Annotated in this window: 21 protein-coding genes and 1 pseudogene; 14 read left to right on the forward strand and 8 right to left on the reverse strand. The window is 68.8% G+C overall.

From position 1 onward, the window contains the following. Positions 1 to 654: pseudogene (locus AC1D15_RS02290) on the reverse strand (NADP-dependent malic enzyme); the annotation flags it as partial. Positions 655 to 810: 156 nt separating this feature from the next. Between AC1D15_RS02290 and AC1D15_RS02295 the strand changes: the two are divergent. From AC1D15_RS02295 to AC1D15_RS02325, 7 genes are all read left to right on the forward strand, one after another. After that, the gene (locus AC1D15_RS02295) at positions 811 to 2,853 is read left to right on the forward strand and encodes a PAS domain S-box protein (RefSeq protein WP_477824766.1); all 2,043 of its coding nucleotides are present in this window, start codon (positions 811 to 813) and stop codon (positions 2,851 to 2,853) included. 62 nt (positions 2,854 to 2,915) lie between these two features. Continuing rightward, positions 2,916 to 3,542 carry a response regulator transcription factor gene (locus AC1D15_RS02300; RefSeq protein ID WP_047501398.1) on the forward strand — a complete coding sequence of 209 codons (627 nt, stop codon included), beginning with the start codon at positions 2,916 to 2,918 and terminating at the stop codon, positions 3,540 to 3,542. Between the two features lie 22 nt (positions 3,543 to 3,564). After that, positions 3,565 to 4,416, forward strand: coding sequence for an SPFH domain-containing protein (locus AC1D15_RS02305; RefSeq protein ID WP_477824767.1), 852 nt, complete (start codon positions 3,565 to 3,567; stop codon positions 4,414 to 4,416). A gap of 4 nt (positions 4,417 to 4,420) precedes the next feature. After that, complete coding sequence (gene thiL, locus AC1D15_RS02310; protein ID WP_477824768.1) at positions 4,421 to 5,386, forward strand: thiamine-phosphate kinase; 966 nt, start codon at positions 4,421 to 4,423, stop codon at positions 5,384 to 5,386. Further along, positions 5,383 to 5,949, forward strand: coding sequence for a phosphatidylglycerophosphatase A family protein (locus AC1D15_RS02315; RefSeq protein ID WP_465111354.1), 567 nt, complete (start codon positions 5,383 to 5,385; stop codon positions 5,947 to 5,949). The genes thiL and AC1D15_RS02315 overlap by 4 nt, the downstream gene beginning before the upstream one ends. After that, a complete protein-coding gene (locus AC1D15_RS02320) occupies positions 5,946 to 6,428 on the forward strand; it encodes a CinA family protein (protein WP_477824769.1) in 483 nt (160 codons plus the stop codon). The genes AC1D15_RS02315 and AC1D15_RS02320 overlap by 4 nt, the downstream gene beginning before the upstream one ends. Further along, on the forward strand, positions 6,425 to 7,318 hold the full coding sequence (locus AC1D15_RS02325) for a 2-hydroxyacid dehydrogenase (protein ID WP_477824770.1): 894 nt from the start codon (positions 6,425 to 6,427) through the stop codon (positions 7,316 to 7,318). The genes AC1D15_RS02320 and AC1D15_RS02325 overlap by 4 nt, the downstream gene beginning before the upstream one ends. Position 7,319: 1 nt before the next feature. Here the strand turns inward: AC1D15_RS02325 and holA are convergent, their stop codons facing one another. From holA to leuS, 3 genes are all read right to left on the reverse strand, one after another. Next, positions 7,320 to 8,432 carry a DNA polymerase III subunit delta gene (gene holA, locus AC1D15_RS02330; protein WP_477824771.1) on the reverse strand — a complete coding sequence of 371 codons (1,113 nt, stop codon included), beginning with the start codon at positions 8,430 to 8,432 and terminating at the stop codon, positions 7,320 to 7,322. 29 nt (positions 8,433 to 8,461) lie between these two features. Then, the gene (locus AC1D15_RS02335) at positions 8,462 to 8,953 is read right to left on the reverse strand and encodes an LPS-assembly lipoprotein LptE (RefSeq protein ID WP_477824772.1); all 492 of its coding nucleotides are present in this window, start codon (positions 8,951 to 8,953) and stop codon (positions 8,462 to 8,464) included. 79 nt (positions 8,954 to 9,032) lie between these two features. Further along, the gene (leuS, locus tag AC1D15_RS02340; RefSeq protein ID WP_465111351.1) at positions 9,033 to 11,651 is read right to left on the reverse strand and encodes a leucine--tRNA ligase; all 2,619 of its coding nucleotides are present in this window, start codon (positions 11,649 to 11,651) and stop codon (positions 9,033 to 9,035) included. A gap of 188 nt (positions 11,652 to 11,839) precedes the next feature. On the opposite strand from leuS, the gene AC1D15_RS02345 reads away from it, so the two are divergent. Further along, entirely contained in the window at positions 11,840 to 12,235 is a 396-nt protein-coding gene (locus AC1D15_RS02345; protein ID WP_477824773.1) for a hypothetical protein, read from the forward strand. Positions 12,236 to 12,239: 4 nt separating this feature from the next. Here the strand turns inward: AC1D15_RS02345 and AC1D15_RS02350 are convergent, their stop codons facing one another. The 3 genes from AC1D15_RS02350 to AC1D15_RS02360 form a co-directional block, all read right to left on the reverse strand. Beyond that, entirely contained in the window at positions 12,240 to 13,145 is a 906-nt protein-coding gene (locus AC1D15_RS02350) for a LysR family transcriptional regulator (protein ID WP_047501383.1), read from the reverse strand. A 21-nt stretch (positions 13,146 to 13,166) separates the two neighbouring features. After that, on the reverse strand, positions 13,167 to 14,204 hold the full coding sequence (locus tag AC1D15_RS02355; protein WP_477824774.1) for a glycosyl hydrolase: 1,038 nt from the start codon (positions 14,202 to 14,204) through the stop codon (positions 13,167 to 13,169). A gap of 207 nt (positions 14,205 to 14,411) precedes the next feature. Continuing rightward, complete coding sequence (locus tag AC1D15_RS02360; protein WP_477824775.1) at positions 14,412 to 15,419, reverse strand: LacI family DNA-binding transcriptional regulator; 1,008 nt, start codon at positions 15,417 to 15,419, stop codon at positions 14,412 to 14,414. A gap of 192 nt (positions 15,420 to 15,611) precedes the next feature. Between AC1D15_RS02360 and AC1D15_RS02365 the strand changes: the two genes are divergently transcribed. The 6 genes from AC1D15_RS02365 (at position 15,612) to AC1D15_RS02390 (ending at position 22,022) form a co-directional block, all read left to right on the forward strand. Then, positions 15,612 to 16,991: a GH1 family beta-glucosidase gene (locus AC1D15_RS02365; protein WP_477824776.1), complete on the forward strand. Its 1,380-nt coding sequence runs from the start codon at positions 15,612 to 15,614 to the stop codon at positions 16,989 to 16,991. Between the two features lie 99 nt (positions 16,992 to 17,090). After that, complete coding sequence (locus AC1D15_RS02370; protein WP_465111627.1) at positions 17,091 to 18,302, forward strand: ABC transporter substrate-binding protein; 1,212 nt, start codon at positions 17,091 to 17,093, stop codon at positions 18,300 to 18,302. A gap of 102 nt (positions 18,303 to 18,404) precedes the next feature. Then, positions 18,405 to 19,301: a carbohydrate ABC transporter permease gene (locus tag AC1D15_RS02375; RefSeq protein WP_047501375.1), complete on the forward strand. Its 897-nt coding sequence runs from the start codon at positions 18,405 to 18,407 to the stop codon at positions 19,299 to 19,301. Positions 19,302 to 19,312: 11 nt separating this feature from the next. Beyond that, a complete protein-coding gene (locus AC1D15_RS02380; RefSeq protein WP_477824777.1) occupies positions 19,313 to 20,224 on the forward strand; it encodes a carbohydrate ABC transporter permease in 912 nt (303 codons plus the stop codon). 19 nt (positions 20,225 to 20,243) lie between these two features. Continuing rightward, positions 20,244 to 21,404 carry an ABC transporter ATP-binding protein gene (locus AC1D15_RS02385; RefSeq protein WP_477824778.1) on the forward strand — a complete coding sequence of 387 codons (1,161 nt, stop codon included), beginning with the start codon at positions 20,244 to 20,246 and terminating at the stop codon, positions 21,402 to 21,404. A gap of 210 nt (positions 21,405 to 21,614) precedes the next feature. Then, a complete protein-coding gene (locus tag AC1D15_RS02390) occupies positions 21,615 to 22,022 on the forward strand; it encodes a hypothetical protein (RefSeq protein ID WP_465111343.1) in 408 nt (135 codons plus the stop codon). A gap of 170 nt (positions 22,023 to 22,192) precedes the next feature. Here AC1D15_RS02390 and AC1D15_RS02395 read toward each other — a convergent pair whose 3' ends face one another. Beyond that, positions 22,193 to 22,951: a class II glutamine amidotransferase gene (locus AC1D15_RS02395; protein WP_465111342.1), complete on the reverse strand. Its 759-nt coding sequence runs from the start codon at positions 22,949 to 22,951 to the stop codon at positions 22,193 to 22,195. Positions 22,952 to 22,956: the final 5 nt, after the last annotated feature.

Here is a 22,956-nt window from a genome sequence, read left to right on the forward strand (position 1 = left end):
CGGCACGCCGAGCTTGACCAGCAGCCCCAGGCAGGCGAGCGCCGCGGCACCGGCACCGGACGTGACGAGCTTGACCTTGTCGATGTCCTTGCCGACCACCTTCAGCGCGTTCAGCACGGCCGCGCCGACGGTGATCGCGGTGCCGTGCTGGTCGTCGTGGAACACCGGGATGTGCATCCGCTCGCGCAGCTTGCGCTCGACGTAGAAGCAGTCGGGAGCCTTGATGTCCTCGAGGTTGATGCCGCCGAAGGTGGGCTCGAGCGCGGCGATGATGTCGACCAGCTTGTCGAGGTCGCGCTCGGCGAGCTCGATGTCGAACACGTCGATGCCGGCGAATTTCTTGAACAGGACGCCCTTGCCCTCCATCACCGGTTTCGAGGCCAGCGGGCCGATGTCGCCGAGGCCGAGCACCGCGGTGCCGTTGGTGACGACGGCGACCAGGTTGCCGCGCGCGGTGTAGCGGAAGGCGTTGGCCGGGTCGGCGACGATCTCTTCGCAGGCGGCGGCGACGCCGGGCGAGTACGCGAGGGCCAGGTCGCGCTGGTTGATCAGCTGCTTGGTGGCGGCGATGGCGATCTTGCCGGGCACCGGGAACTCGTGATACTCCAGCGCCGCACGGCGCAGTTCCGCATGCTTGTTGTCTGATTGGGCCATGGCGTGATCTCGTGGGACCTCGAAAGGGGGAGCCATTGTAGGAGGGCGAGGGAAGCAGAGTGTTGCGCAGGCCGGCGCCGGCCCCCATGCGCGAAACTGCGTACCTCGGCGGCCCGCCCATTCGCAATACTGCAGGGTGGCTCCCGCCCACCTGCGATGCTCTCCCCCCTGCCCCCACCGCCTTCCGCCTCCGACCCCCTGCCGCCGCGGCGCTGGCGGCGCGCGCTGCTGTGGGCGACGCTGGTGGCGCTGCTGCTGATCGCACAGTCGCTGCTGGTGTGGCTGACGCTCGGCTACGAGAGCAGCCGGGCGCAGGAGCAGGTCGATGCCACCGCCACCGCGGCGGCCGGCGACATCAAGCAGGCGCTCGGCCGCGACCTGCAGAGCCTGCAGGCGCTGCTGTGGAACAACCCGTMGATCGAGCAATGGCGCCAGGATGCGGCGGTGCTGCTGCGCACGCACCGGGAGCTGCTGCGCATCGAGCGGCGCGACCTGCAGCTGGAGATCACCGAATCGGTCGATTCCCCGCTGCACGGCTCGGCCTTCACGCAGATCCGCCGCGACGACATCGACCTGGAGACCGAGCTCGCCTGCACCACTGCGCGCCGTCAGGGCAGCCCGTCGTACTCGCGCAGCTACTTCGTGCCGCTGCCCGGCGGGCTGGGGCTGGAGGTGATGGATGTCTGCATCCCGATCCCCGGCAGCGGCCAGCACCTGGGCTACATGGCCGGCACCTTCGCGCTCGGCCGCCTGCTGGAGGAAACGGTGGGCAGCGAGGTGAAGCGGGTGCACGAGCTCTCATTCGTCGAGGGCGACGGCACGCGCCTCGCGCGCGTCGGGCTGCCGCGCGGCGCGGGCGCCTTCATCGCCGAGCGGCTGGTCGACCTGCCGGGCCTGAGCCTGCAGCTGCGCGTGGACAGCAGCGCCGGCCGGCCGCAGCTGATCCCGAACCTCAGTACCGCGCTGGTGCTGGGGCTGTCGTTCGCGCTCGGCGGCGTGGTGGTGCTGCTGGCGCGCGACGTGCGCAAGCGCGCCGGCGCCGAGGCGGCGCTCGCCGAGGCGCTGAGCTTCCGCAAGGCGATGGAGGATTCGCTGGTCACCGGCTTGCGGGCGCGCGACCCGCACGGGCGCATCACCTACGTGAACCCGGCGTTCTGCGAGATGGTGGGCTTCAGCGCGAACGAGCTGGTCGGGCAGATGACGCCGCCCTACTGGCCGCCCGAGCTGACCTCGGAATACACGAAGCGCCAGCAGGTGCGCCTGGCCGGCACGGTGCCGCCGCGCGAGGGCTACGAGACGGTCTTCATGCGCCGCAACGGCGAGCGCTTCGCGGTGATGATCTTCGAGGCGCCGCTGGTCGACGGCGCCGGCCGCCACACCGGCTGGATGAGCGCGGCGCTCGACGTGAGCGCGCAACGCAAGATCGAGGAGGTCTCGCGCCAGCAGCAGGAGCGGCTGCAGGCAACGGCGCGGCTGGCCACCGTCGGCGAGATGGCCTCGCTGCTGAGCCACGAGCTGAACCAGCCGCTGGCCGCGATCGCGAGCTATGCGGCCGGCTCGCTGAACCTGATGAACGACGCCGACGGCGACTGCGCCGAGACGGTGCCGCTGCTGCGCCAGGCCTCGCAGCGCATCGCCGAGCAGGCCGAGCGGGCCGGCCGCGTGATCAAGAGCGTGCACGACTTCGTGCGCCGGCGCGAACAGGCGCGCGAGCCGGTGCGCGCCGACCTGCTGATCGACGCGGTGCTGCCGCTGGTGCGGCTGCAGGCGCGCAAGAGCGGCACGCGCATCGAGCTCGACCTGCCGAAGCCGATGCCGCGCGTGGTCTGCGACCGCACGATGCTCGAGCAGGTGCTGCTGAACCTGACGCGCAACGCGATCCAGGCGATGGAATCGCACACCCCGGCCGCCGAACGCGAGCTGACGATCCGCGTGCGCCCGGTCGATGCCCGCTGGGTGGCGTTCGGCATCATCGACCGCGGCACCGGCGTCGCCGACGACGTGGCCGCGCGGCTGTTCACGCCGTTCTTCACGACCCGCCCCGAGGGCATGGGCCTCGGCTTGAGCCTGTGCCGCACGGTGATCGAGCAGCACGGCGGCCTGCTGGTGTTCGAGAACCGCCTCGACGTGGAACAGCGCGTGATCGGCGCAGAATTCAGGTTCACGCTGCCCGCCGACAGCAGGAACGCGAACCCATGACCAGCAGTCCCCCCCACACCCCGACCGCAACCCCAGCCACGCCCGCCCACCTCGGCCTGCCGATGGTCTACTTGGTGGACGACGAGGACGTCGTGCGCGAGGCGCTCGCCTGGCTGCTGCGCTCGCGGCGGCTGCTGTCCGAGGGCTTCGCGAGCGCCGAAGCCTTCGAGACGATGCTCACGCCGCGCCTGGCGGCTGCCACGGCGGCCGGCTGGCCGACCTCGCCGAGCTGCCTGGTGCTGGACGTGCGGATGCCCGGCACCAGCGGGCTCGCGCTGTTCGAGCGGCTGGCCGAGCGCCACCTGCTGCAGGCGCTGCCGGTGATCTTCCTGACCGGGCACGGCGACGTGCCGACCGCGGTGGCCGCCGTCAAGCGCGGCGCCTTCGATTTCGTCGAGAAACCGTTCTCCGACAACGCGCTGGTCGACCGCGTCGAGCAGGCGCTGGCGCAGAGCACGCAGGCCATCCTGCGCCGGCGCGACCGCGTCACGCTGGAGCAGCACCTGGCCGAGCTGACCGAGCGCGAGCGCGAGGTGATGGAGCGCGTGATCGACGGCCGGCCCAACAAGCTGATCGCCGACGAGCTGAACATCAGCGTGCGCACGGTCGAGGTGCACCGGGCGCGGGTGTTCGAGAAGATGGACGTGAAGTCCGCGGTGGAGCTGGCCAACCGGATGCGCGAAACATAATGCCGGCAGGAGGGATTCGACGATGAGCATCCAGGGACTGGTCCGCGCGGTCGCGGCGGTGGTGGTCGTGCTGCTGGTGGTGGCGGGCTTCAGCAGCTGCGGCACGGTGGAATCGGGCAATGTCGGCATCCGCACGACGCTCGGCAAGGTCAGTGCCGAGGAAGTCGAGCCCGGCATCTACCTGGGCCTGCCGGGCATCAGCCGGGTGCAGGAGTTCTCGGCCAAGGAGATCGGTCTCGACTTGAACGACCTGACGCCGAAGGCGCGCGACAACCTGACGCTGCGCGACCTGGACGTGACCGTGTACTACCGTGTCGTGCCCGGCTCGATCGCCGACCTGTACGTGAAGTACGCCGGCCAGCACACCCGCGACGAGGGCAGCCGCGTCTACCTGCCGGCGTACGCGCTGCTGCAGCGCGTGTCGCGCAACGCGATCTACCAGCAGGCCTCGCACATCGACAGCCTGGTGATGCACACGCAGCGCGAGGAACTGGCGCTGGCGGTGCGCAAGTCGCTGCAGGCCGAGCTCGACGCGAACGACAAGGGCGTGTTCCAGGTCACGCGCGTCGTGATCCGTTCGCTCACCACCGACCCGGCGATCGAGAAGGCGATCCAGGATTCGGTCGCGGCGCAGAAGCAGCTCGAGACGACGAAGCAGCGCATCGCGATCGCCGAGGCCGAGGCGGAGGTCGAGGTCAAGAAGGCCGAGGGCATCGCACGCGCCAACCAGATCATCAACCAGAGCCTGACGCGCGAGTACCTGCAGCACGAGTCGAACCTCGCGCTGCAGAAGTTCGCCGAGAAGGGCGGCACGACGACGGTCGTGATCCCGGCAAACATGCAGACGGCACCGCTGATCCACATTGGCAAGTAGCCTGATGTCCGGACTCGGCGAATTCGACCTGATCGCGCGCTGGTTCACGCGCCCGGCGCGGCGCGCGGCGCTCGGCGTCGGCGACGACTGCGCGCTGCTGAACATCACGCCGGGCATGCAGCTCGCGACCTCCAGCGACATGCTGGTGGAGGGGCGGCATTTCCTGTCGACGGTGGCCCCCGAGCGGCTCGGCCACAAGGCGCTGGCCGTCAACCTGAGCGACCTGGCGGCCTGCGGCGCGCAGCCGCTCGCGTTCACGCTGGCGCTGGCGCTGCCGCGCGTCGACGAAGCGTTCCTCGACGGCTTCTCGCGCGGGCTGCTGGCCCTGGCCGATGAACACGGCTGCGAGCTGGTCGGCGGCGACACGACGCAAGGCCCGCTGAACCTGTGCATCACGGTGTTCGGCGAGGTGCCGCCCGGGCAGGCGCTGCTGCGCTCGGGCGCGCGCGACGGCGACGAGATCTGGGTCAGCGGCACGCTGGGCGATGCGCGGCTGGCGCTGGAGGTGTTCCGCGGCAGCCTCGCACTGGCGGGCGATGCCTTCGCGCAGGTGCGCGCCGCGATGGAGCTGCCGACGCCGCGCGTCGCGCTCGGCAGCGCGCTGCGCGGCATCGCGACGAGCGCGATCGATGTCTCCGACGGCTTGCTCGGCGATCTCGCCCACATCCTGAAGCGATCGAATGCCGGCGCGACGCTGCAGGTCGATGCGCTGCCGCGCAGCACGGTGCTGGCCGCGCAGCCGCTGGCGCTGCAGCGCAACTGCACGCTGGCCGGCGGCGACGACTACGAGCTGGTCTTCACCGCGCCGCCTGCGCAGGCGGCGGCCGTGCTGGCGGCGGCACGCGGCGCCGGTGTGGCGGTGACGCGCATCGGCCGCATCGAGCCGGTGTCGCATGGCCTGCGCCTGGTGGACGGCGACGGCGCGGCGGTCGACCAGCGTTTCGCGGCCTTCGACCATTTCAAGTCATGAGCACCGAGCCGACACCGCCGCCCCTGCAACCGCTGCCGCCGCCGCGCCCTGCCCCGCAGCGCGCGACGCTCGGCTTCATGTTCCGCCACCCGGCCCACGTCATCGCGCTCGGTTTCGGCAGCGGGCTGTCGCCGGTCGCGCCCGGCACGGTCGGCACGCTGTGGGCTTGGCTCGCGTTCGTCATCATGCAGCCGCACCTCGGCGACCTGCAATGGCTGCTGGTGCTGGCCATCGGCACGCTGGTCGGCTGGTGGGCCTGCACGGTGACCGCGCGCAACCTGGGCGTCGCCGACCCGGGCAGCATCGTCTGGGACGAGGTGCTCGCGTTCTGGGCCGTGCTGTGGCTCGTGACGCCGGCCGGGCTGCTGGCCCAGGCGGTGGCCTTCGGGCTGTTCCGCTTCTTCGATGCGGTGAAGCCCGGCCCGGTGGCCTGGGCCGATGCCCGCTTCAAGCTGCGCCGCGGCCAGGCGATCGGCTGGGCGCAGGGCTTCGGCATCCTGTTCGACGACGCCGTGGCCGCGCTGTGCGCGCTGCTGGTGATCGCGCTGTGGAGGTTCCTGTGAACGAGTTCGAACCGGCGGTGCTGGCGCTGGCCCGCGTGCTGCGGCAGCGCGGCGGCTCGATCGCGACGGCCGAATCCTGCACCGGCGGCCTGATCGCCGCGGCCTGCACCTCGGTGGCCGGGTCGAGCGACTGGTTCGAGCGCGGCTTCGTGACCTACAGCAACGAGGCCAAGACGCAGATGCTGGGCGTGCCGGCGGCGTCGATCGCGCAGCACGGCGCCGTCAGCGAGGAAGTCGCGCGGGCGATGGCCGAGGGTGCACTGGTGCACTCGCCGGCGCGCTTCGCGGTCGCGGTGACCGGCATCGCCGGCCCCGGCGGCGCGGTGCCGGGCAAACCGGTCGGCACGGTGTGGCTGGCCTGGGCGCAGCGCGACGGCGCGACGCAGGCCGAGCGCCTGCTGTTCGCCGGCGACCGTGCCGCAGTGCGCGGGCAGACGGTGTCGCAGGCGCTGATGCGCCTGCTGCAGGCCGCGTCGTGAGCATCCTGCTGGCGGCGGATTTCGACGCGGTGGAGTGGGCCGCGTGGCTGCCGGCGCTGCAGGCGGCACTGCCCGGCGAGACCTTGACCCTGGCGGTCGATCGCCGCGACGACATCGACATCGCGATCGTCGCGAACCCGCCGGCCGGTTCGCTGCAAGGGTTGCCGCACCTGAAGCTCGTGCAATCGCTGTGGGCGGGCGTCGACAAGCTGCTGCGCGACCCGACGCTGCCGGCCGGCGTGCCGCTCGCCCGCATGGTCGACCCGGCGATGAACGCCGCGATGGCCGAGACCGCGCAGTGGGCGGCGCTCGCGCTGCAGCGCGGCTTCTTCGGCTACGCGGCGCAGCAGCGCGCCGGCGTGTGGCGCCAGCACGGCCAGCGCCGTGCGGACGAGACGCGGGTCGCGGTGCTGGGCCTCGGGCAGATGGGCCAGGCGGTGGCGGCGCGGCTCGCGCAGCAGGGCTTTGCCGTCAGCGGCTGGAGCACGCGCCACGGGGCGATCGATGGCGTGCTGGGCGACGCCGACATCGTGATCAGCCTGCTGCCGCTGACACCGGCGACGACCGGCTTCTTCGACCGCGCGCGATTCGCGCAGATGCGCCGCGGCGCGAGCTTCGTGAACCTGGCGCGCGGGGCGCAGGTGGTCGAGACCGACCTGCTGGCGGCGCTCGACAACGGGCAGCTGTCGCATGCCGTGCTCGACGTGTTCGCGACCGAGCCGCTGCCGGCGGAGCATCCGTTCTGGCGGCACCCGTTGGTGACCGTGCTGCCGCACGTGGCCGCGCAGACCGATCCGCGCAGCGCGGCGCAGGTGGTTGCGGCCAACATCCGTGCACTGCGCGCGGGTCAGCCGCTGCAGCACCTCGTTGATCGACAGCGCGGCTACTGACTCATGCGCGCAGCACCAGCGACACCTTCGTCGCCGGCCCGCCGCGCACCGTCCCCGGGGCCGGCGCCGCCTGCTGCGTGACCTGCTGCATCACCATCAGCACCAGCCGGCGCAGCCCCTGCCACGGCTCGAACGGCCAGTCGGGGTGCTTGAGCCCCTTGACCAGGCCATCGCAGACCTGTGCCGCCTCGACCAGCTGCGACAGGCCGTCGTCGCCCAGCAGCGGCGCTGCGCGCTCGAACAGCCGCTCCTTCGCGCCCCAGACGCGCGCGTCGCGCAGCGCGAGCGCCAGCGGCTTGCCGGCATTCATCGCATCCTTCACGCGGCGCAGCGCGAGGATGTCGTTGGCCAGCGTCCAGTGCACCAGCACCGCCGCCTCGCCCTCGGCCTCCAGCCCGTCGAGCATGCGCAGCGCGCGCCCGACCTGCCCGGCCAGCACCGCCTCGCCGAGCTTGAACACGTCGTAGCGCGCCACGTTCAACACCGCCGACTCGATCTGCTCGAAGCTCAGCTCCCCCTGCGGGTACAGCAGCCCGAGCTTCTGCACCTCCTGGTGCGCCGCCATCAGGTTGCCCTCGACCCGGTCGGCGAAGAACGCGAGCGTGTGCTGCCCGGCCTCGCCGTCCTGCACCTTCTGGCCCTGGCCGGCGAGCCGCTGCGCGATCCAGGCCGGCAGCGCCCGCCGCTCGATCGGGTCGACGCGCAGCGTGACGCCGGCGGCATCGAGCGCGACGAACCAGGCGCTGGCCTGCTGCGTGCGGTCGAGCTTGGGCAGCTGCACCAGCGTGACCACGTCGTCCGACAGCGTCTCGCAGTAGCGCTGCAGCGCCTGCGAGCCGTCCTTGCCGGGCTTGCCGGACGGGATGCGGATGTCGATCAGCTGCTTGTCGGCGAACAGGCTCAGCGCCTGCGACGCCCCGAGCAGGCTGCTCCAGTCGAAGTGCGCACCGCTGACGGTGTGCACCTGGCGCTCGGTGTGGCCGGCCGCGCGTGCGGCGGCGCGGATCTGGTCAGCCGCCTCTTGCGCGAGCAGCGGCTCGTCCCCGTGGATCGTGTAGAGGCGCTTCAGGCCCTGGCGCAGGTGTTGAGGGAGTTGGTCAGCACGCAGCTGCATGGGCGGAGTCGTGATTCAAAGGTCGATGTTCAAAGAGATTGCACCGACGCCAGCCGGCGCAGCACCTGCGAGGCGATGTCGGTTTCCATCGCGCGGTAGAGCAGCGTCTCTTCGTGCTCCTTCGCGAGCGCGATGCTCTCGTTGTAGGTCATGTCGCGCGTCAGCAGGATCTCGCTGGCAGGGATCAGCTCCTTGCCCATCGGCGTGCGCAGCCGGAAGCTGAAGCGCGAGCGCAGCTGCACTTCGAGCACCTGGCCGGCGGTGCCGGACGAGACGACGCCCTTCTCGCGCACGTCGTTCAGCGACTCGAGCACCACCTCGGCCAGCGACGCGGCCTCGACGATGCGGGTCGCGTTGACCGACTGCAGCGCGCGCCGCAGGTCGCCGGCCAGCGGCGACTGCGGCTTGAAGCCGCTCAGCTGGATGGCCTTGAAGTGCAGCTCCGGCGCGCGGCGCAGCTCGAAGCCGCAGCCGGCCAGCACCGCGGCGAAGGACGACAGCAGGACCGTGCGGCGTTGCATAAGCGGTTCGCCGCCGGGCCGCCCCAAGGCGAACGGCGCCCCTCGGGGGCAGGAGCGACGCGACTGGGGGGCCATCTTCCTAGACCACCACGTTGACGAGGCGGCCCGGCACCACGATCACCTTCTTCGGCGGCTTGCCCTCCGAGAACTTGACGAAGTCCGGGCTCGCGACCGCCGCCGCCTCGATCGCGGCCTTGTCGGCGGTGGCTGCCACCGTGATCGCGCCGCGCGTCTTGCCGTTGACCTGCAGCACCAGCTCGATCTCGTCCTGCTTCAGCGCGGCCTCGTCCACCTCCGGCCACGGCGCGTCGAGCAGGTCGCCCAGGCCCTTGGCGTAGCCGAGGTCGGTCCACAAGGTCCAGGTGATGTGCGGGCAGGCGGGGTAGAGCGCGCGCAGCAGGATGCCGAAGCTCTCGCGCACGACCGCCGGCGCATTCCCGGTGAAGCCTTCGAGCGCCTTCAGCAGCTTCATCGCGCCGGAGGCGACGGTGTTGTACTGCATGCGCTCGTAGTCGTAGCTGATCTGGCGCAACTGCGTGTGCACCTCGCGGCGCAGCGCCTGCGCCTCCTTCGGGATGGCGCCCGAGATCTCGCCGCCGCCGATGATCACGTCGGCGTACTTCGCGGCGAAGCCCCACACGCGGCGCAGGAAGCGGTTCGCGCCTTCGACGCCCTGGTCGTTCCATTCCAGCGTCTGCTCCGGCGGCGACGCGAACATCACGAACAGCCGCGCGGTGTCGGCACCGAACTTCTCGATCAGGTCCTGCGGATCGACACCGTTGTTCTTCGACTTGGACATCGTCGTCCAGCCCTCGTACACCACCGGCTTGCCGCTCTCCTTGTGCACCGCCGACAGCACGTGGGCGTGGTCGTCGCGCACGATCTCGAGGTCATGCGCCCAGAAGTAGTCCTTGCCGGCACCCTCGTGCGTCAGCGAGAAGGCCTCGTTCAGCACCATGCCCTGCGTCAGCAGCTTCGTGAACGGCTCGTCGACCTTCACCAGGTGCAGGTCGCGCATCACCTTGGTCCAGAAGCGCGCGTACAGCAGGTGCAGGATCGCGTGCTCGATGCCGCCGATGTACTGGTCCATCGGCATCCAGTACTGCGTGCCGGCACCGACCATCGCCTTGTCGTTCGTCGCATCGCAATACCGCATGAAGTACCACGAGCTGTCGACGAAGGTGTCCATCGTGTCGGTCTCGCGGCGTGCGGGCTTGCCGCACACCGGGCATGCGACGTTCAGGAAGTCGGCGCGCTTGTTCAGCGGGTTGCCGCTGCCGTCGGGCACCACGTCTTCGGGCAGCACGACCGGCAGGTCCTTCTCGGGCACCGGCACCGCGCCATGCTCGTCGCAGTGGATGATCGGGATCGGCGTGCCCCAGTAGCGCTGGCGGCTGACGCCCCAGTCGCGCAGGCGCCAGGTCGTCTTCTTCTCGCCCAGGCCCTTGTGGGCCAGCGCCGCGGCCACCGCATCGACCGCCTTCGCGTGGTCGAGCCCGCTGAAGTTGTCGGAATTGATCGTGATGCCGCGCTGCTTGTCGCCGTACCACTCCTGCCAGTGGTCGTAGCTGAAGTGCTCGCCGTCGATCGTGATGACCTGCAGGATGCCCAGGTCGTATTTCTTCGCGAACGCGAAGTCGCGCTCGTCGTGCGCCGGCACGCCCATCACGGCACCGTCGCCGTAGCTCATCAGCACGTAGTTGCCGACCCACACCGGCACGTCCTCGCCGGAGATCGGGTGCTGCACGACCAGGCCGGTGGGCACGCCCTTCTTCTCTTGCGTGGCCAGCTCGGCCTCGGTGGTGCCGCCGGCCTTGGTCTCCTCGATGAAGGCGGCGACCGCGGGGTTCGTGGCCGCGGCGTGGGCGGCCAGCGGGTGCTCGGGCGCGACCGCGCAGAACGTCACGCCCATGATGGTGTCGGCACGCGTCGTGAACACGTACAGCCGGCCGCCGCCGATCGGCTGGCCGTCAGCGCCGGCGATGCGGTGCGGGAAGGCGAAGCGCACGCCCTCGCTGCGGCCGATCCAGTTCTCCTGCATCAGCTTGACGCGCTCGGGCCAGCCGGGCAGTTGCTCCTGCACGTAGTCGAGCAGCTCGCCGGCGTATTTCGTGATGTTCAGGTAGTAGCCGGGGATCTCGCGCTTCTCGATCACCGCGCCCGAGCGCCAGCCCTTGCCGTCGATCACCTGCTCGTTGGCGAGCACGGTCTGGTCGATCGGGTCCCAGTTGACGACCTGGGTGCGGCGCTCGGCGATGCCGGCCTTCAGCATCTTCAGGAACAGCCACTGGTTCCAGCGGTAGTAGGCCGGCGAGCAGGTCGCGATCTCGCGGCTCCAATCGATGGCCAGGCCCATCGCCTGCATCTGCCGCTTCATGTAGGCGATGTTGTCGTAGGTCCACTTCGCCGGCGGCACCTTGTTCTTGATCGCCGCGTTCTCGGCCGGCAGGCCGAAGGCATCCCAGCCCATCGGCATCAGGACGTTCATGCCCTTCATGCGCAGCTGGCGCGTCAACATGTCGTTGATCGTGTAGTTGCGCACATGGCCCATGTGCAGCTTGCCGCTCGGGTACGGCAGCATCGAGCAGGCGTAGAACTTCTGCTTGCTGGCGTCTTCCGTCACGCGGTAGGCATCGGCAGCGGTCCACGCGGCCTGGGCGGCGCGTTCGATCTCGGTGGGCTTGAAGTCGGGAGTCATCGGTTACGGCGCCGTGGGGTGGCTCGGGGGGCGAGGGGCGATTATAGGAACCGGCCTCGTTATCCCGCCGCCTTGTCTTCGACGCGGCCGGTACGTCCGTCTTGGAATCAATCCAGCCTCGCGGCCCACTCAGTCGGAACCTGCCGCAGCCCCAAGCCTCTTCGTCACAGCCTCACAGAGTCACCGCCATGAGTCTCAAGATCGGAATCCACCCTTCGAGCGTCACCCCGCCGGACCCCGCCACGACGGGCACCACGGGCGCTTCCAGGTCGTCGCCGAGGTTCGAGACGCTGCGGCGGGGCGCCCAGACGGCCACCGGGGGCCTGGTCGACTTCGGCACCCAGACCGGACTCATGATGCGGCTCGCTGCGGCCGCCGAGGGAAAGGGGCCGGACTGGCAGGCATTGCGGGAGGAAGTGCTCTCCAACCTGCCGCTCGAGCCCGGGTCGCTTCAGCTCTCCTTCAAGAAAGCATTCGAGCAAGCCGAAGCATCCGCCGGCCCGCCGGGCAGCCCCGCCTACACCAGCGCATTGAAGCAGCTGAAGACGGCGTTCACGATGACGCGCATCCTGCAGCTGAGTTGACTCGTCAGGCCCGGTCCGCCTCGGCCTGCTTCAGCCAGTCGAGGAACCAGCGCGCCGCCGGCCCCGGCGGCGCATCCTTGCGGTGCACCGAGCGCATCGCGAACGACGGCGGCGTGAACGGCAGGCCCTCCACCTCCAGCGTCACCAGGCTGCCCTGGGCCAGGTCGGCCTCGACCTGCGGGCGCGGCATGTGCCCCCAGCCGAAGCCGGCGCGCAGGAACGCATGCTTGGTGCTCAGGTCCGCCAGCCGCCAGGTGATCGGCGAGACGACGCCGTAGTCACGCCCGTCGGTCATGCGCGAACGGTCGGTCAGCACCAGTTGCACGTGCTGCTCGATCACCGCACGCGGGATCGGCCCGTCGTGCGACGCCAGCGGGTGGGTCGGCGCCACCACCGTGACGGCCGCCACGTCGAGCAGCGGTTGCGATTCCAGCGTGTCGGGCACGTCGGGGAGGCTGCCGATCACCGCGATGCGGCACTGCCCGTCGAGCACCGGCTGCAGGATCGCACCCATCGCATCCACATGCAGCCGCAGCGGCGTGCCGGGGAATTCGTGGCGGAACGCATCGACCGCCTGCGTCAGCCATTCCATCGGGAACAGCGCATCCATCGCGACCGACAGCTCCGGCTCGAGCCCGTCGGAGAGGCTCTTGGCGCGCGCCTTGAAGCCGTCGACGCCGCGCGCGACGATGCGCGCGTCGGCCAGCAGCGCGCGGCCTTCGTCGGTCAGCGTCGGCAGGCGGCCGCTGCGGTCGAACAGCGTCACGCCGATCTGGCGCTCCAGCTGCGCGATCGCCTGGCTCACCACCGACTGGGTGCGGTGCAGCTTGCGCGCCGCACCGGAAAAACTACCTCGTTCGACGCAGGCGATGAAGATCTTCAGCTGGTCGAAGGTGACGGGGTCACGCATGGGACGGCAAGGCTCCGGGGATCAGAACGGCAATGACAGGTAGTACTGGCCCAGCTCGGTCAGCTGGCCGTCCTGCTTGTCGACGAGCAGGCTGCTGAAGTGGGTGTCGTTGTCCCAGCGGCCGGTGAACCAGGCGTAGCGGTAGACGTCGGCACGGGCCTCGAGCATCGCGACCATGTCCTTCATCTGCTTCTTCTGCTTGACAACACTGTCGATCTGCGCGTCGCCGTCACCCTGGTGCCAATTCGCAAATTCGGTGACCCAGAACGTCTTGCCGTATTTCTTCAGGCGGTCGAGCTGCGCGTCCAGGCCGTAGTCGTACCAGTGGAACGAGAGCATGTCGATGCGCGGATCGCGCCCGCCGTTGGCGTTGCGGTAGGCGGTGTAGAAGGCATCCATCCAGACCACGGGATCCGTGAAGCCATTCAGGGTGCCCCAGGTGATCTGCGGGCCGACGATCTTCACCCCGGTCTTGGTCGCCAGCGCCTCGAGGCGCGGCCAAGCCGCCGCCGCATCGGCCGGCGTCGTCGTCGCCTGGCCGTACAGGTTCGGCTCGTTGATCACCAGCAGGTACTTGTACTGCGGGTTGGCCTTCAGCAACGCCTCGATCTCGGCGTCGTTGAACGCGAAGTTCCACACCATCGGCACGAAGTCGGTCCCGGTGGGCGGTGTCAGCTTCGGTCGCGGCGACCAGTTGTACCACCAGGACACGCCCGGCACGAGCGCGTTCAGGTCGCCGGCCGTCGCCACGTCGTAGGCGATGCCGCGCTTGAAGCTCTTCGCGGCCGGTGCGGGAGCAGGCGCCGGCGCCGGCGCAGGGGAAGGCGCCGGCGAGGGTGCAGGCGCAGGAGCAGGCGATGGGGCCGGTGCCGGTGCGGGAGCAGGTGATGGCGACGGTGCGGGTGCCGGCGAAGGCGGCGTGCCACCCACGGGCGCCGGGGACGGCGACGAATCGCTGCCGCCGCCGCAAGCGGCCAGTGCGGCCGTGGCCGCGGACGCGAGCGTCACGCCGAGCAGGCGCCGGCGCAGCCGGCTGTCGAGGTCATGGGGATCGTTCATCGGGAGCTTTCGCTTTTCAACGGTGCAGGCAGGCAGTCGCCCATGGGGAATGCGGGTTGCAGTTCGCATGCCACTGCCGCCGGACCCCAAAGTGGAACCGTCTATCACTTGCATCTGACGCAAACCGTCGATGCGAGGGCCAAACTTTGTCGGACGCCTCCTGCCGCCCCGACGCAATGTGCATCCCTCTTCCGAGGGTGGTGTATTTCAGGGAACTTTCGCCACCGAGTCCCGCCACACGAAAGTCGGCTCGAAGATGTGGGTCACGGGCAGCGTGCTGCCATAGCACTCGTTCAACAGATAGCGCGACGCGTTCGACACCACGTCCTGGATCGGAATGCGCACGCAGGTGAGCCGCGGGTTGCTGTACGAGGCCGGCTCGGAATCGTCATAGCCGACCACCGACACCTGCTCGGGCACGCGCAGCCCCGCGTGCTGCAGGCGCGAGATCGCCGCGATCGCCATCACGTCGTTCGCACCGAACAGGCCGGTGAACGGCACGCGCCGCTCCAGCAACTGCGAAGCCGCACGCCAGCCGCTCTCGGAACTGAAATCGCCTTCGACCTGCGGCACCGTCTCGCGCGCGATGCCATGCGCGGCGAGCTCCTCATAGAAGCCGGCCAGGCGCGCCTCGTTGTCGGGCGCGGAGTTCGGCCCCGAGATCACCGCGATCTGCCGATGCCCGCGGCTCAGCAGCGCCTGCGCCGCGAGCCGCCCGCCGACATGGTGGTCGGCCGAGAAGCACTGCGCCTCGAGCGTCGGCACCAGGCGGTTCAGCACCGCGAGGCGCGGCTGCAGGCGGTGCAGCGCGAGCAGATCCTCGTCGAGCAGCTCATTGCTCTGCAGCATCAGGCCGTCGCATTCGCGCTGGATCAGGAACGCGGTGCCGTCCAGCGCCTGCTGGCGCCGATCGCCGTGCCCGCAGCCGTTGGCGGCCACCATGTGGCGATCGAACTCGCGCAGTTCGGCATCCATGGTCTGCAGGATGCGGCCGAAGAACGGACCGCTGAAATCGGGCACGAAGACGCCGATCATGCCGAGCGTGCGCGACGACAGCGCCCGCGCGAGGCTCGACGGCCGGAAGCCGAGCTGGCGCACCGCGCCCTGCACCCGCTCCACCGCCGCCGGCGAGGCCGAGCCCCGGCCGGAGATCACGCGCGATGCGGTGCCCACCCCCACCCCCGCCAGCCGCGCCACGTCCTTGATGGTTGCCATTCGTCGCCCGTGAGAGAACCCATACCGAACCGGGAATCATAGGGAGTGGCCAGAGGCCGGGTTTTCCCCAATGTTGAATGACCGCAGAGGTGCTGAAATGCGTTCCGCTCTTTGGAACCGGTTCCAATTGAGGTGGCATTGTAGTGCCTGGACGTTCCGTCAAGTCAAGCAGTGGGTCGAGAAAGGTGTGGAGTGAGTACGAATTCGGCGAAGTACAGTGCAGAGCAGTTGGAGATTCCCAAGGATTCGAGGCTCTGGTCGCCCGACTTTCTGTTTGGTACCGCCACGGCGTCTTATCAGATCGAAGGCGCCATTCATGAAGATGGGCGCATCCCGTCGATCTGGGATACCTATTCCAATACCCCTGGCATGGTATTGAACGGGGACACCGGCGAGTTTGCCTGCGACCATTACCACCGCTGGCCGCAGGACCTGGAAATCATCGAGGAACTGGGCGTGCAGGCGTATCGCCTGTCGATCGCCTGGCCGCGCGTGATGGACGCGAAGAACCAGCCGAACCCGAAGGGCCTGGCGTTCTACAAGCGCCTGCTGGAGGCACTGAAGGCCAAGGGCATCCAGGCCTACGTGACGCTGTACCACTGGGACCTGCCGCAGTGGATCGAGGACCGCGGCGGCTGGACCAACCGCGAGGTGGTCTACCACTTCGCCGAGTACGCCGAGCTGGTGAGCCGCGAGTTCAAGGGGCTGGTGACGGCCTGGGCCACGCTGAACGAGCCGTGGTGCTCGGCCTTCCTGGGCTACGCCGTCGGCCGCCATGCGCCGGGCCGCCAGAACCTGCGCTACGCGACGCAGGCGATGCACCACCTGCTGCTCGCACACGGCACCGCGGTGGCGATCCTGCGCCGCAACGACCCGGGCGCGAAGGTCGGCATCGTCGCCAACGTCGGCGCCGCGGTGGCCGAGACGCCGTCGCCGAGGGACCAGGATGCCGCCTACCTGTTCGAGGTGCAGCACAACGACTGGATCCTCGACCCGCTGCTCAAGGGCAGCTACCCCGCCGACCTGTGGCGGCTGTGGCCCGGCGCCGAGCCGCTGGTGCTCGATGGCGACCTGCAGACGATCGCCGCGCCGCTCGATTTCCTCGGCATCAACTATTACTTCCGCACCCAGGTGAAGAGCGACGGGCGGCATGGTTTCATCGAAACCGACATGCCCGGCGTCGAGCGCACGCAAATGGGCTGGGAGGTTTATCCGCAGGGCCTGGCGCGCTTGCTGAAGGGATTCCACGCGAATTACCGGAACCTGCCGCCGATCTACATCACCGAGAATGGCATGGCCTCGGACGACAAGGTCGTCGACGGCCGCGTCACCGACCCGTCGCGCATCAGTTTCATCAGCCGCCACCTGCTGGCGGTGGACGACGCGATGCGCCACGGCGTGGATATCCGCGGGTATTTCATCTGGTCGCTGCTGGACAATTTCGAGTGGGCGTATGGGTATGAACGCCGCTTCGGCATCGTCCATGTCGACTACGACACCCAGGCGCGCACCTGGAAGGACAGTGGCCGCGTCGTGCAAGCCTTCATGAAGGCGCGACCCTCCAGGACCTGATCCCCCGCTAGACAGCTTCACCCCCCAATGAGCCGGAGTGCTCGAGTTTCACCACAGGAGACAGACATGGCGTTTCAATTGAAGGCAGTTCTCGCCGGCATGGTCGTGGGCTTCGGCGCACTCGGCGTTGTCACCCCGGCCCAGGCCCAGGTGAAGGCCGAGGTGATCCACTGGTGGACCTCGGGTGGCGAGTCGGCCGCCATCAAGGAGTTCGCGAACGCCTACAAGGCCGCCGGCGGTACCTGGGTCGACAGCGCGGTGGCCGGCGCCGACAACGCGCGTGCCGCGGCCATCAACCGCATCGTCGGCGGCAACCCGCCGACCGCCGCGCAGTTCAACACCTCGAAGCAGTTCCACGACATCGTCGCCGAAGGCAAGCTGGCCGACATGGACGAGGTCGCGGCGAAGGAAGGCTGGGACAAGATCCTGCCGCAGCCGGTGCTGAACACCGTCAAGGTGAAGGGCCACTACTACGCCGTGCCGGTCAACGTGCACATGCCCGCCTGGTTCTGGTACTCGAAGGCCGCCTTCGCGAAGGCCGGCATCAAGGACGAGCCGAAGACCATCGACGAGTTCTTCGCCGCCCTCGACAAGCTGAAGGCCGCCGGCCTGGTGCCGCTGGCGCTGGGCGGCCAGTCGTGGCAGGAGCGCATCACCTTCAACGCGATCCTGGCGCACGTCGGCGGCCCGGAGATGTTCCTGAAGTTCTACCGCGACAAGGATGCCGCGCTGGTGACGAGCGAGCCGTTCAAGAAGGTGCTCGCGACCTTCAAGCGCCTGCACAACTATGTCGACGCCGGCTCGCCGGGCCGCAACTGGAACGACGCGACCGCGATGGTGATCTCCGGCAAGGCCGGCGTGCAGATCATGGGCGACTGGGCCAAGGGCGAGTTCCAGGCCGCGAACCAGACGGCCGGCAAGGAATTCGGCTGCTTCCCGGGCTTCGGTCCGAAGTCGCCGTACATCGTCGCCGGTGACGTGTTCGTGTTCCCGAAGACGACGAATGCCGAGGCGATCAAGGCGCAGAAGCTGCTCGCGACGACGATGACCTCGCCGGCTGCGCAGGTCGCCTTCAACAACAAGAAGGGCTCGATCCCGATCCGCACCGACGTCGACACCTCGAAGATGGACATCTGCGCGCAAGCCGGTGTGGCCATCATGAAGGACGCCTCGCGCCAGCTGCCGGATTCGGAAATGCTCGCGACGCCCGACACCATCGGCGCGGTGCAGGACGTGCTGACCAAGCTGTGGAACACCAACCAGTCGGTGGATGACGCCGCGAAGGCGCTGGCCGTTGCGTTGAAGACCTGACCCCACAGGTCGGGCGGCTTGGGTGTAAATCCCACGGTGGGCTGCGGCCCACCGTTTTTTTGTCTACCCTTGCCGCCTTGGCAAGGCTTCGAGGATTCCACGATGGACGTCGGGCGCAGCCGACTGCGGCAACACTGGTCGGTCTACGCGGCACTGCTGCCGATGGCCGCCACGGTGCTGTTCGCCTACATCGGCACGGTGCTGTGGTCGGTGCGGATCTCGCTGTCGAACTCGCGCACCTTCCCGAGCGACAGCTTCGTGGGCCTCGCGCAGTACGAGCGGCTGTTCACCAGCGAGCGCTGGATGGTCTCGGTGCACAACGTGCTGATCTTCGGCGTGCTGTTCATCCTCGCGTGCCTCGCGATCGGCTTCCTGCTCGCGGTCTTCATCGACCAGAAGGTGGCCGGCGAGAGCGTGCTGCGCACCGTCTTCCTCTACCCGTATGCGATGAGCTTCGTCGCGACCGGGCTGGTGTGGCAGTGGATCCTGAACCCGGAGCTCGGCCTGCAGACCACGGTGCGCGGCTGGGGCTTCGAGAACTTCAGCTTCGACTGGATCGTCAGCCAGGACAAGGTGATCTACACGATCGTGATCGCCGCCGTGTGGCAGGCCTCGGGGCTCGTGATGGCGCTGATGCTGGCCGGGCTGCGCGGCATCGACGAGGAGATGTGGAAGGCCGCGCGCATCGACGGCATCCCGCGCTGGCGCGTCTACGCGAGCATCGTGCTGCCGCAGCTCGGCCCGTCGTTCGCGACCGCGCTGGTGCTGCTGTCGGTGGGCGTCGTGAAGGTCTATGACGCGGTGATCGCGATGACGCAGGGCGGCCCCGGCATCGCGAGCGAGGTGCCGGCGAAATTCATCATGGATTACCTGTTCGGGCGCGCCAACATCGGCCTCGCGTCCGCCGCGAGCACGGTGATGCTGCTGACGGTGCTGGCCGTGATCACGCCGTGGCTGTATGCACGCAGCCGCGCCAACCGCAACGCCCGGGAAGCCTGAGGTCTCAACCGATGTCGACTCCCTCTACGGCCCTCCCGGCCGCCGCCATTCCGGTGCGCTCGAAGCGCCCGCCGCGCGTCACGCCGGCGCGCATCGGCGTCTACGCCTTCCTGCTGACCGGCGCCGCGTTCTTCCTGCTGCCGCTGTACGTGATGCTCGTCACCTCGGTGAAGCCGATGGCCGAGATCCGCCTGGGCAACCTGTTCGCGCTGCCGAACGCCTGGACCATCGAGCCCTGGATTGCTGCCTGGTCGCAGGCCTGCACCGGCCTCGATTGCAGCGGCATCCAGGTCGGCTTCTGGAACTCGGTGAAGATCGTGCTGCCGAGCACGGTGATCTCGATCTTCTTCGGCGCGCTCAACGGCTACGCGCTGTCGTTCTGGCGCGCGCGCGGCGCGAACCTGCTGTTCGGCGTGCTGATGATCGGCGCCTTCGTGCCCTACCAGGTGGTGATGTTCCCGCTGGTGCGGGCGTTCGCGGCGGCCGGCATCTTCAGCAGCCTGCCGGGCATCGTGCTGATCCACACCATCTTCGGCATGCCGGTGATGACGCTGCTGTTCCGCAACTACTACGCGTCGGTGCCGGGCGAGCTGTTCAAGGCGGCGCGCATCGACGGCGGCGGCTTCTTCCGGATCTTCTTCCAGCTGATGCTGCCGATGGCCACACCGATCATCATCGTCGCGGTGATCATGCAGGTGACGGCGATCTGGAACGACTTCATCCTCGGGCTGGTGTTCGCCGGGCGCGACAACCTGCCGATGACGGTGCAGCTGAACAACGTGATCAACACGACGACCGGCGAGCGCCTGTACAACGTGAACATGGCGGCCACCGTGCTCACCTCGCTGGTTCCGCTGGCCATCTATCTCATTTCAGGTCGCTGGTTCGTCCGCGGCATTGCGGCTGGTGCCGTGAAGGGTTGAGTCCGTGTCTGCCATTCCTGTGAACACATCGTCCGAGACAGCGTCCGCCGCGCCGCCTTCTTCTTCCGCCGCATCGCCGGTGTCGCACGTGGCGTCGGCGAACGTCGACATCCGCCAGCTCGAGATCCGCCTGGGCGGCGTGCCGATCATTGCCGCGATGGACCTGCACGTGCAGGCCGGCGAGTTCCTGGTGCTGCTCGGGCCGTCGGGCTGCGGCAAGTCGACGCTGCTGCACTCGATCGCCGGGCTGCTGGACGTGCACGCCGGCAGCATCGAGATCGGCGGGCGCGACGTGACCTGGGCCGACCCGAAGGACCGCTCGATCGGCATGGTGTTCCAGTCGTATGCGCTGTACCCGACGATGTCGGTGGAGCGGAACATGTCGTTCGGGCTGCGCGTGAACGGCACGCCGAAGGCCGAGATCGAGAAGCGCGTGGCGCGCGCCGCCGAGATCCTGCACCTGCAGGAGCTGCTGAAGCGCAAGCCGTCGCAGCTGTCGGGCGGGCAGCGCCAGCGGGTGGCGATCGGCCGTGCGCTGGTGCGCGACGTCGGCGTGTTCCTGTTCGACGAGCCGCTGTCGAACCTCGACGCGAAGCTGCGCGCCGAGCTGCGCCGCGAGCTGAAGCAACTGCACAAGAACATCGGCACGACGATGGTCTACGTGACGCACGACCAGGTCGAGGCGATGACGCTCGCGTCGCGCATCGCGGTGATGAACAAGGGCCGCATCCAGCAGATCGGCGCGCCGGGCGAGATCTACAACCGGCCGGCCAACGTGTTCGTGGCCGGCTTCCTCGGCTCGCCGAGCATGAACTTCGCCGAGGGCACGCTGCAGGTGGCAGGCGGTGCGGTGACGTTCCGGCGCGCCGGACTCTCGGTCGACGTGACGCGCTACGCGTTCGCGCAGGCGCCGCGCGACGGGCAGGCGGTGCTGCTGGGCATCCGCCCGGAAGACATCGCGCTGCACCTGGACGGCGCCGCGGCCGGCGACGGCACCGGCACGGTCGCACTGGTGGAGCCGATGGGCGCGCAGACCATCGTCTGGATGGACGTGCAGGGCCAGCAGATCAGCGCGATGCTGAGCGGGCATGCGGAGCCGGTGGTGGGCCAGCAGGCGCCGTTCCGGATCGCGGCGGAGAAGGTGTCGCTGTTCGAGCCGGGGTCGCAGGAGCGGCTCTGAGGGGTGGAAGGCAGCCCTCCCATATTTCCGAGTTCTTCGATATTTACTGTGCAGTAAATATGGGGTTTGCGAGAAATATGGTGAACCACCTGCGGCCGAGTAGCGCGCAATTCTGTAGAAATTGAGGAGCCGGCGCGAGCAACGCTTTCTTAGCATCGCGCGACGTGCCCGGGCTGTTGGGGCCTTTCCAATCGACCCCAGGAGCCACTCATGGCATGTCTCTCTGCCAAGCGTCAGGCCGTAGCGCGCACGCAGTGGCTGTCGCTCGCGCTGCTGACGACAGCTCAGTGCTTCTGGATCAGCTTGATTGCCAGCCAGCAGAACGTCGTGCTGATCCTTCTCGTCTTCTTCGGAGCGCTGTTCGCTGCGAGGAAAACTGCGCGGCGCCGAGACACCGCACTGCGCGGATGGAAGTGTTGGGCAACCGGAGCCGTCACCGGCTATGTCGCGATGGTGCTGGCCATCGCGGTCTGCGAGTTGGCGCTGCGCGGCGCCTCATTCTTCGAGCGAAACTTTGTGCCGAATCTGTATTTCTTTCCGAGCCTCTCGCTGGGGTGGCTGTATGGCGGAATACTTTTCGGACTGACCGTTCCCAAGCCAGTTGCAACAGCTTCGTGAGCAGAGAATCCGTCGCTTGGCGTCTTGCTCTGGTGGCTGCATTGATTGCAGGGAGCCATTGGCTGTGGCGCACGCTCCAGATCGATTCCTGCCTGGACAACGGCGGGCGCTGGAACTACCCGCAATCGGCCTGCGAGTCCGCTTGAACGGTTGCGGGCCCGCCTGGGCGCTCAGCGCTCCACCACCCCGCCATTCACGAACACCTTCAGCTCCCCCGGCGCGAACGCCCGCCACGCCTCGTCCGCCGTCAGCGGCTCGGTGACGACCACCGCCACCCGATCCGCCGTCGTCGTCAGCTCGGCGAAGTCGACGCTCATGTCCTCGTCCTGCAACCGCGCCTTGCGGAACGGGTGCTCGCGCACCAGCCAGCTCAGCTTCGTCGAGCAGTGCGCCCACAGCGCCTGGCCATTGCTCAGCATGAAATTGAAGCTGCCGTGCGCCGCGACGCGCGGCACCAGCTCGGCCAGCGTGGCCGTCAGCTCGCCGACCGGCGGCAGGTCCGCATGCGCCTTCGAGAGCTCCTGCATCAGCCAGCAGAACGCGCGCTCGCTGTCGGTGCTGCCCACCGGGCGGAACGCCGCGTGCAGCCGCGGCTGGTAGTCCTTCAGGTCGCCGTTGTGCGCGAACACCCAGTAGCGGCCCCACAGCTCGCGCACGAACGGGTGCGTGTTCTCCAGCGCGACCACGCCCTGGGTCGCCTTGCGGATGTGCGCGATGACGTTGTGGCTGCGGATCGGGTAGTGCCGGATCATCTCGGCCACCGGCGAMAGCCGCGCGCTCTGCGCATCGACGAACAGCCGTGTGCCTGCGCCTTCGAAGAACGCGATGCCGAAACCGTCCTTGTGTTCCTCGGCACGGGTCGAGAACCCGGTGAAGCTGAACATCAGGTCGGTCGGCGTGTTGGCATTCATGCCCAGCAGCTGGCACATCGCTC

The sequence above is a fragment of the Rhizobacter sp. P2_H2 genome (assembly GCF_056403375.1).

Excerpts from the sequence above, each read along its gene's own strand:
- AC1D15_RS02300 (WP_047501398.1), top strand. The coding sequence starts at position 2,916 with ATGGTCTACTTGGTGGACGACGAGGACGTCGTGCGCGAGGCGCTCGCC.
- AC1D15_RS02305 (WP_477824767.1), top strand. The coding sequence starts at position 3,565 with ATGAGCATCCAGGGACTGGTCCGCGCGGTCGCGGCGGTGGTGGTCGTG.
- thiL (WP_477824768.1), top strand. The coding sequence starts at position 4,421 with ATGTCCGGACTCGGCGAATTCGACCTGATCGCGCGCTGGTTCACGCGC.
- AC1D15_RS02315 (WP_465111354.1), top strand. The coding sequence starts at position 5,383 with ATGAGCACCGAGCCGACACCGCCGCCCCTGCAACCGCTGCCGCCGCCG.
- holA (WP_477824771.1), bottom strand. The coding sequence starts at position 8,432 with ATGCAGCTGCGTGCTGACCAACTCCCTCAACACCTGCGCCAGGGCCTG.
- AC1D15_RS02335 (WP_477824772.1), bottom strand. The coding sequence starts at position 8,953 with ATGCAACGCCGCACGGTCCTGCTGTCGTCCTTCGCCGCGGTGCTGGCC.
- leuS (WP_465111351.1), bottom strand. The coding sequence starts at position 11,651 with ATGACTCCCGACTTCAAGCCCACCGAGATCGAACGCGCCGCCCAGGCC.
- AC1D15_RS02345 (WP_477824773.1), top strand. The coding sequence starts at position 11,840 with ATGAGTCTCAAGATCGGAATCCACCCTTCGAGCGTCACCCCGCCGGAC.
- AC1D15_RS02350 (WP_047501383.1), bottom strand. The coding sequence starts at position 13,145 with ATGCGTGACCCCGTCACCTTCGACCAGCTGAAGATCTTCATCGCCTGC.
- AC1D15_RS02355 (WP_477824774.1), bottom strand. The coding sequence starts at position 14,204 with ATGAACGATCCCCATGACCTCGACAGCCGGCTGCGCCGGCGCCTGCTC.
- AC1D15_RS02360 (WP_477824775.1), bottom strand. The coding sequence starts at position 15,419 with ATGGCAACCATCAAGGACGTGGCGCGGCTGGCGGGGGTGGGGGTGGGC.
- AC1D15_RS02370 (WP_465111627.1), top strand. The coding sequence starts at position 17,091 with ATGGTCGTGGGCTTCGGCGCACTCGGCGTTGTCACCCCGGCCCAGGCC.
- AC1D15_RS02375 (WP_047501375.1), top strand. The coding sequence starts at position 18,405 with ATGGACGTCGGGCGCAGCCGACTGCGGCAACACTGGTCGGTCTACGCG.
- AC1D15_RS02380 (WP_477824777.1), top strand. The coding sequence starts at position 19,313 with ATGTCGACTCCCTCTACGGCCCTCCCGGCCGCCGCCATTCCGGTGCGC.
- AC1D15_RS02390 (WP_465111343.1), top strand. The coding sequence starts at position 21,615 with ATGGCATGTCTCTCTGCCAAGCGTCAGGCCGTAGCGCGCACGCAGTGG.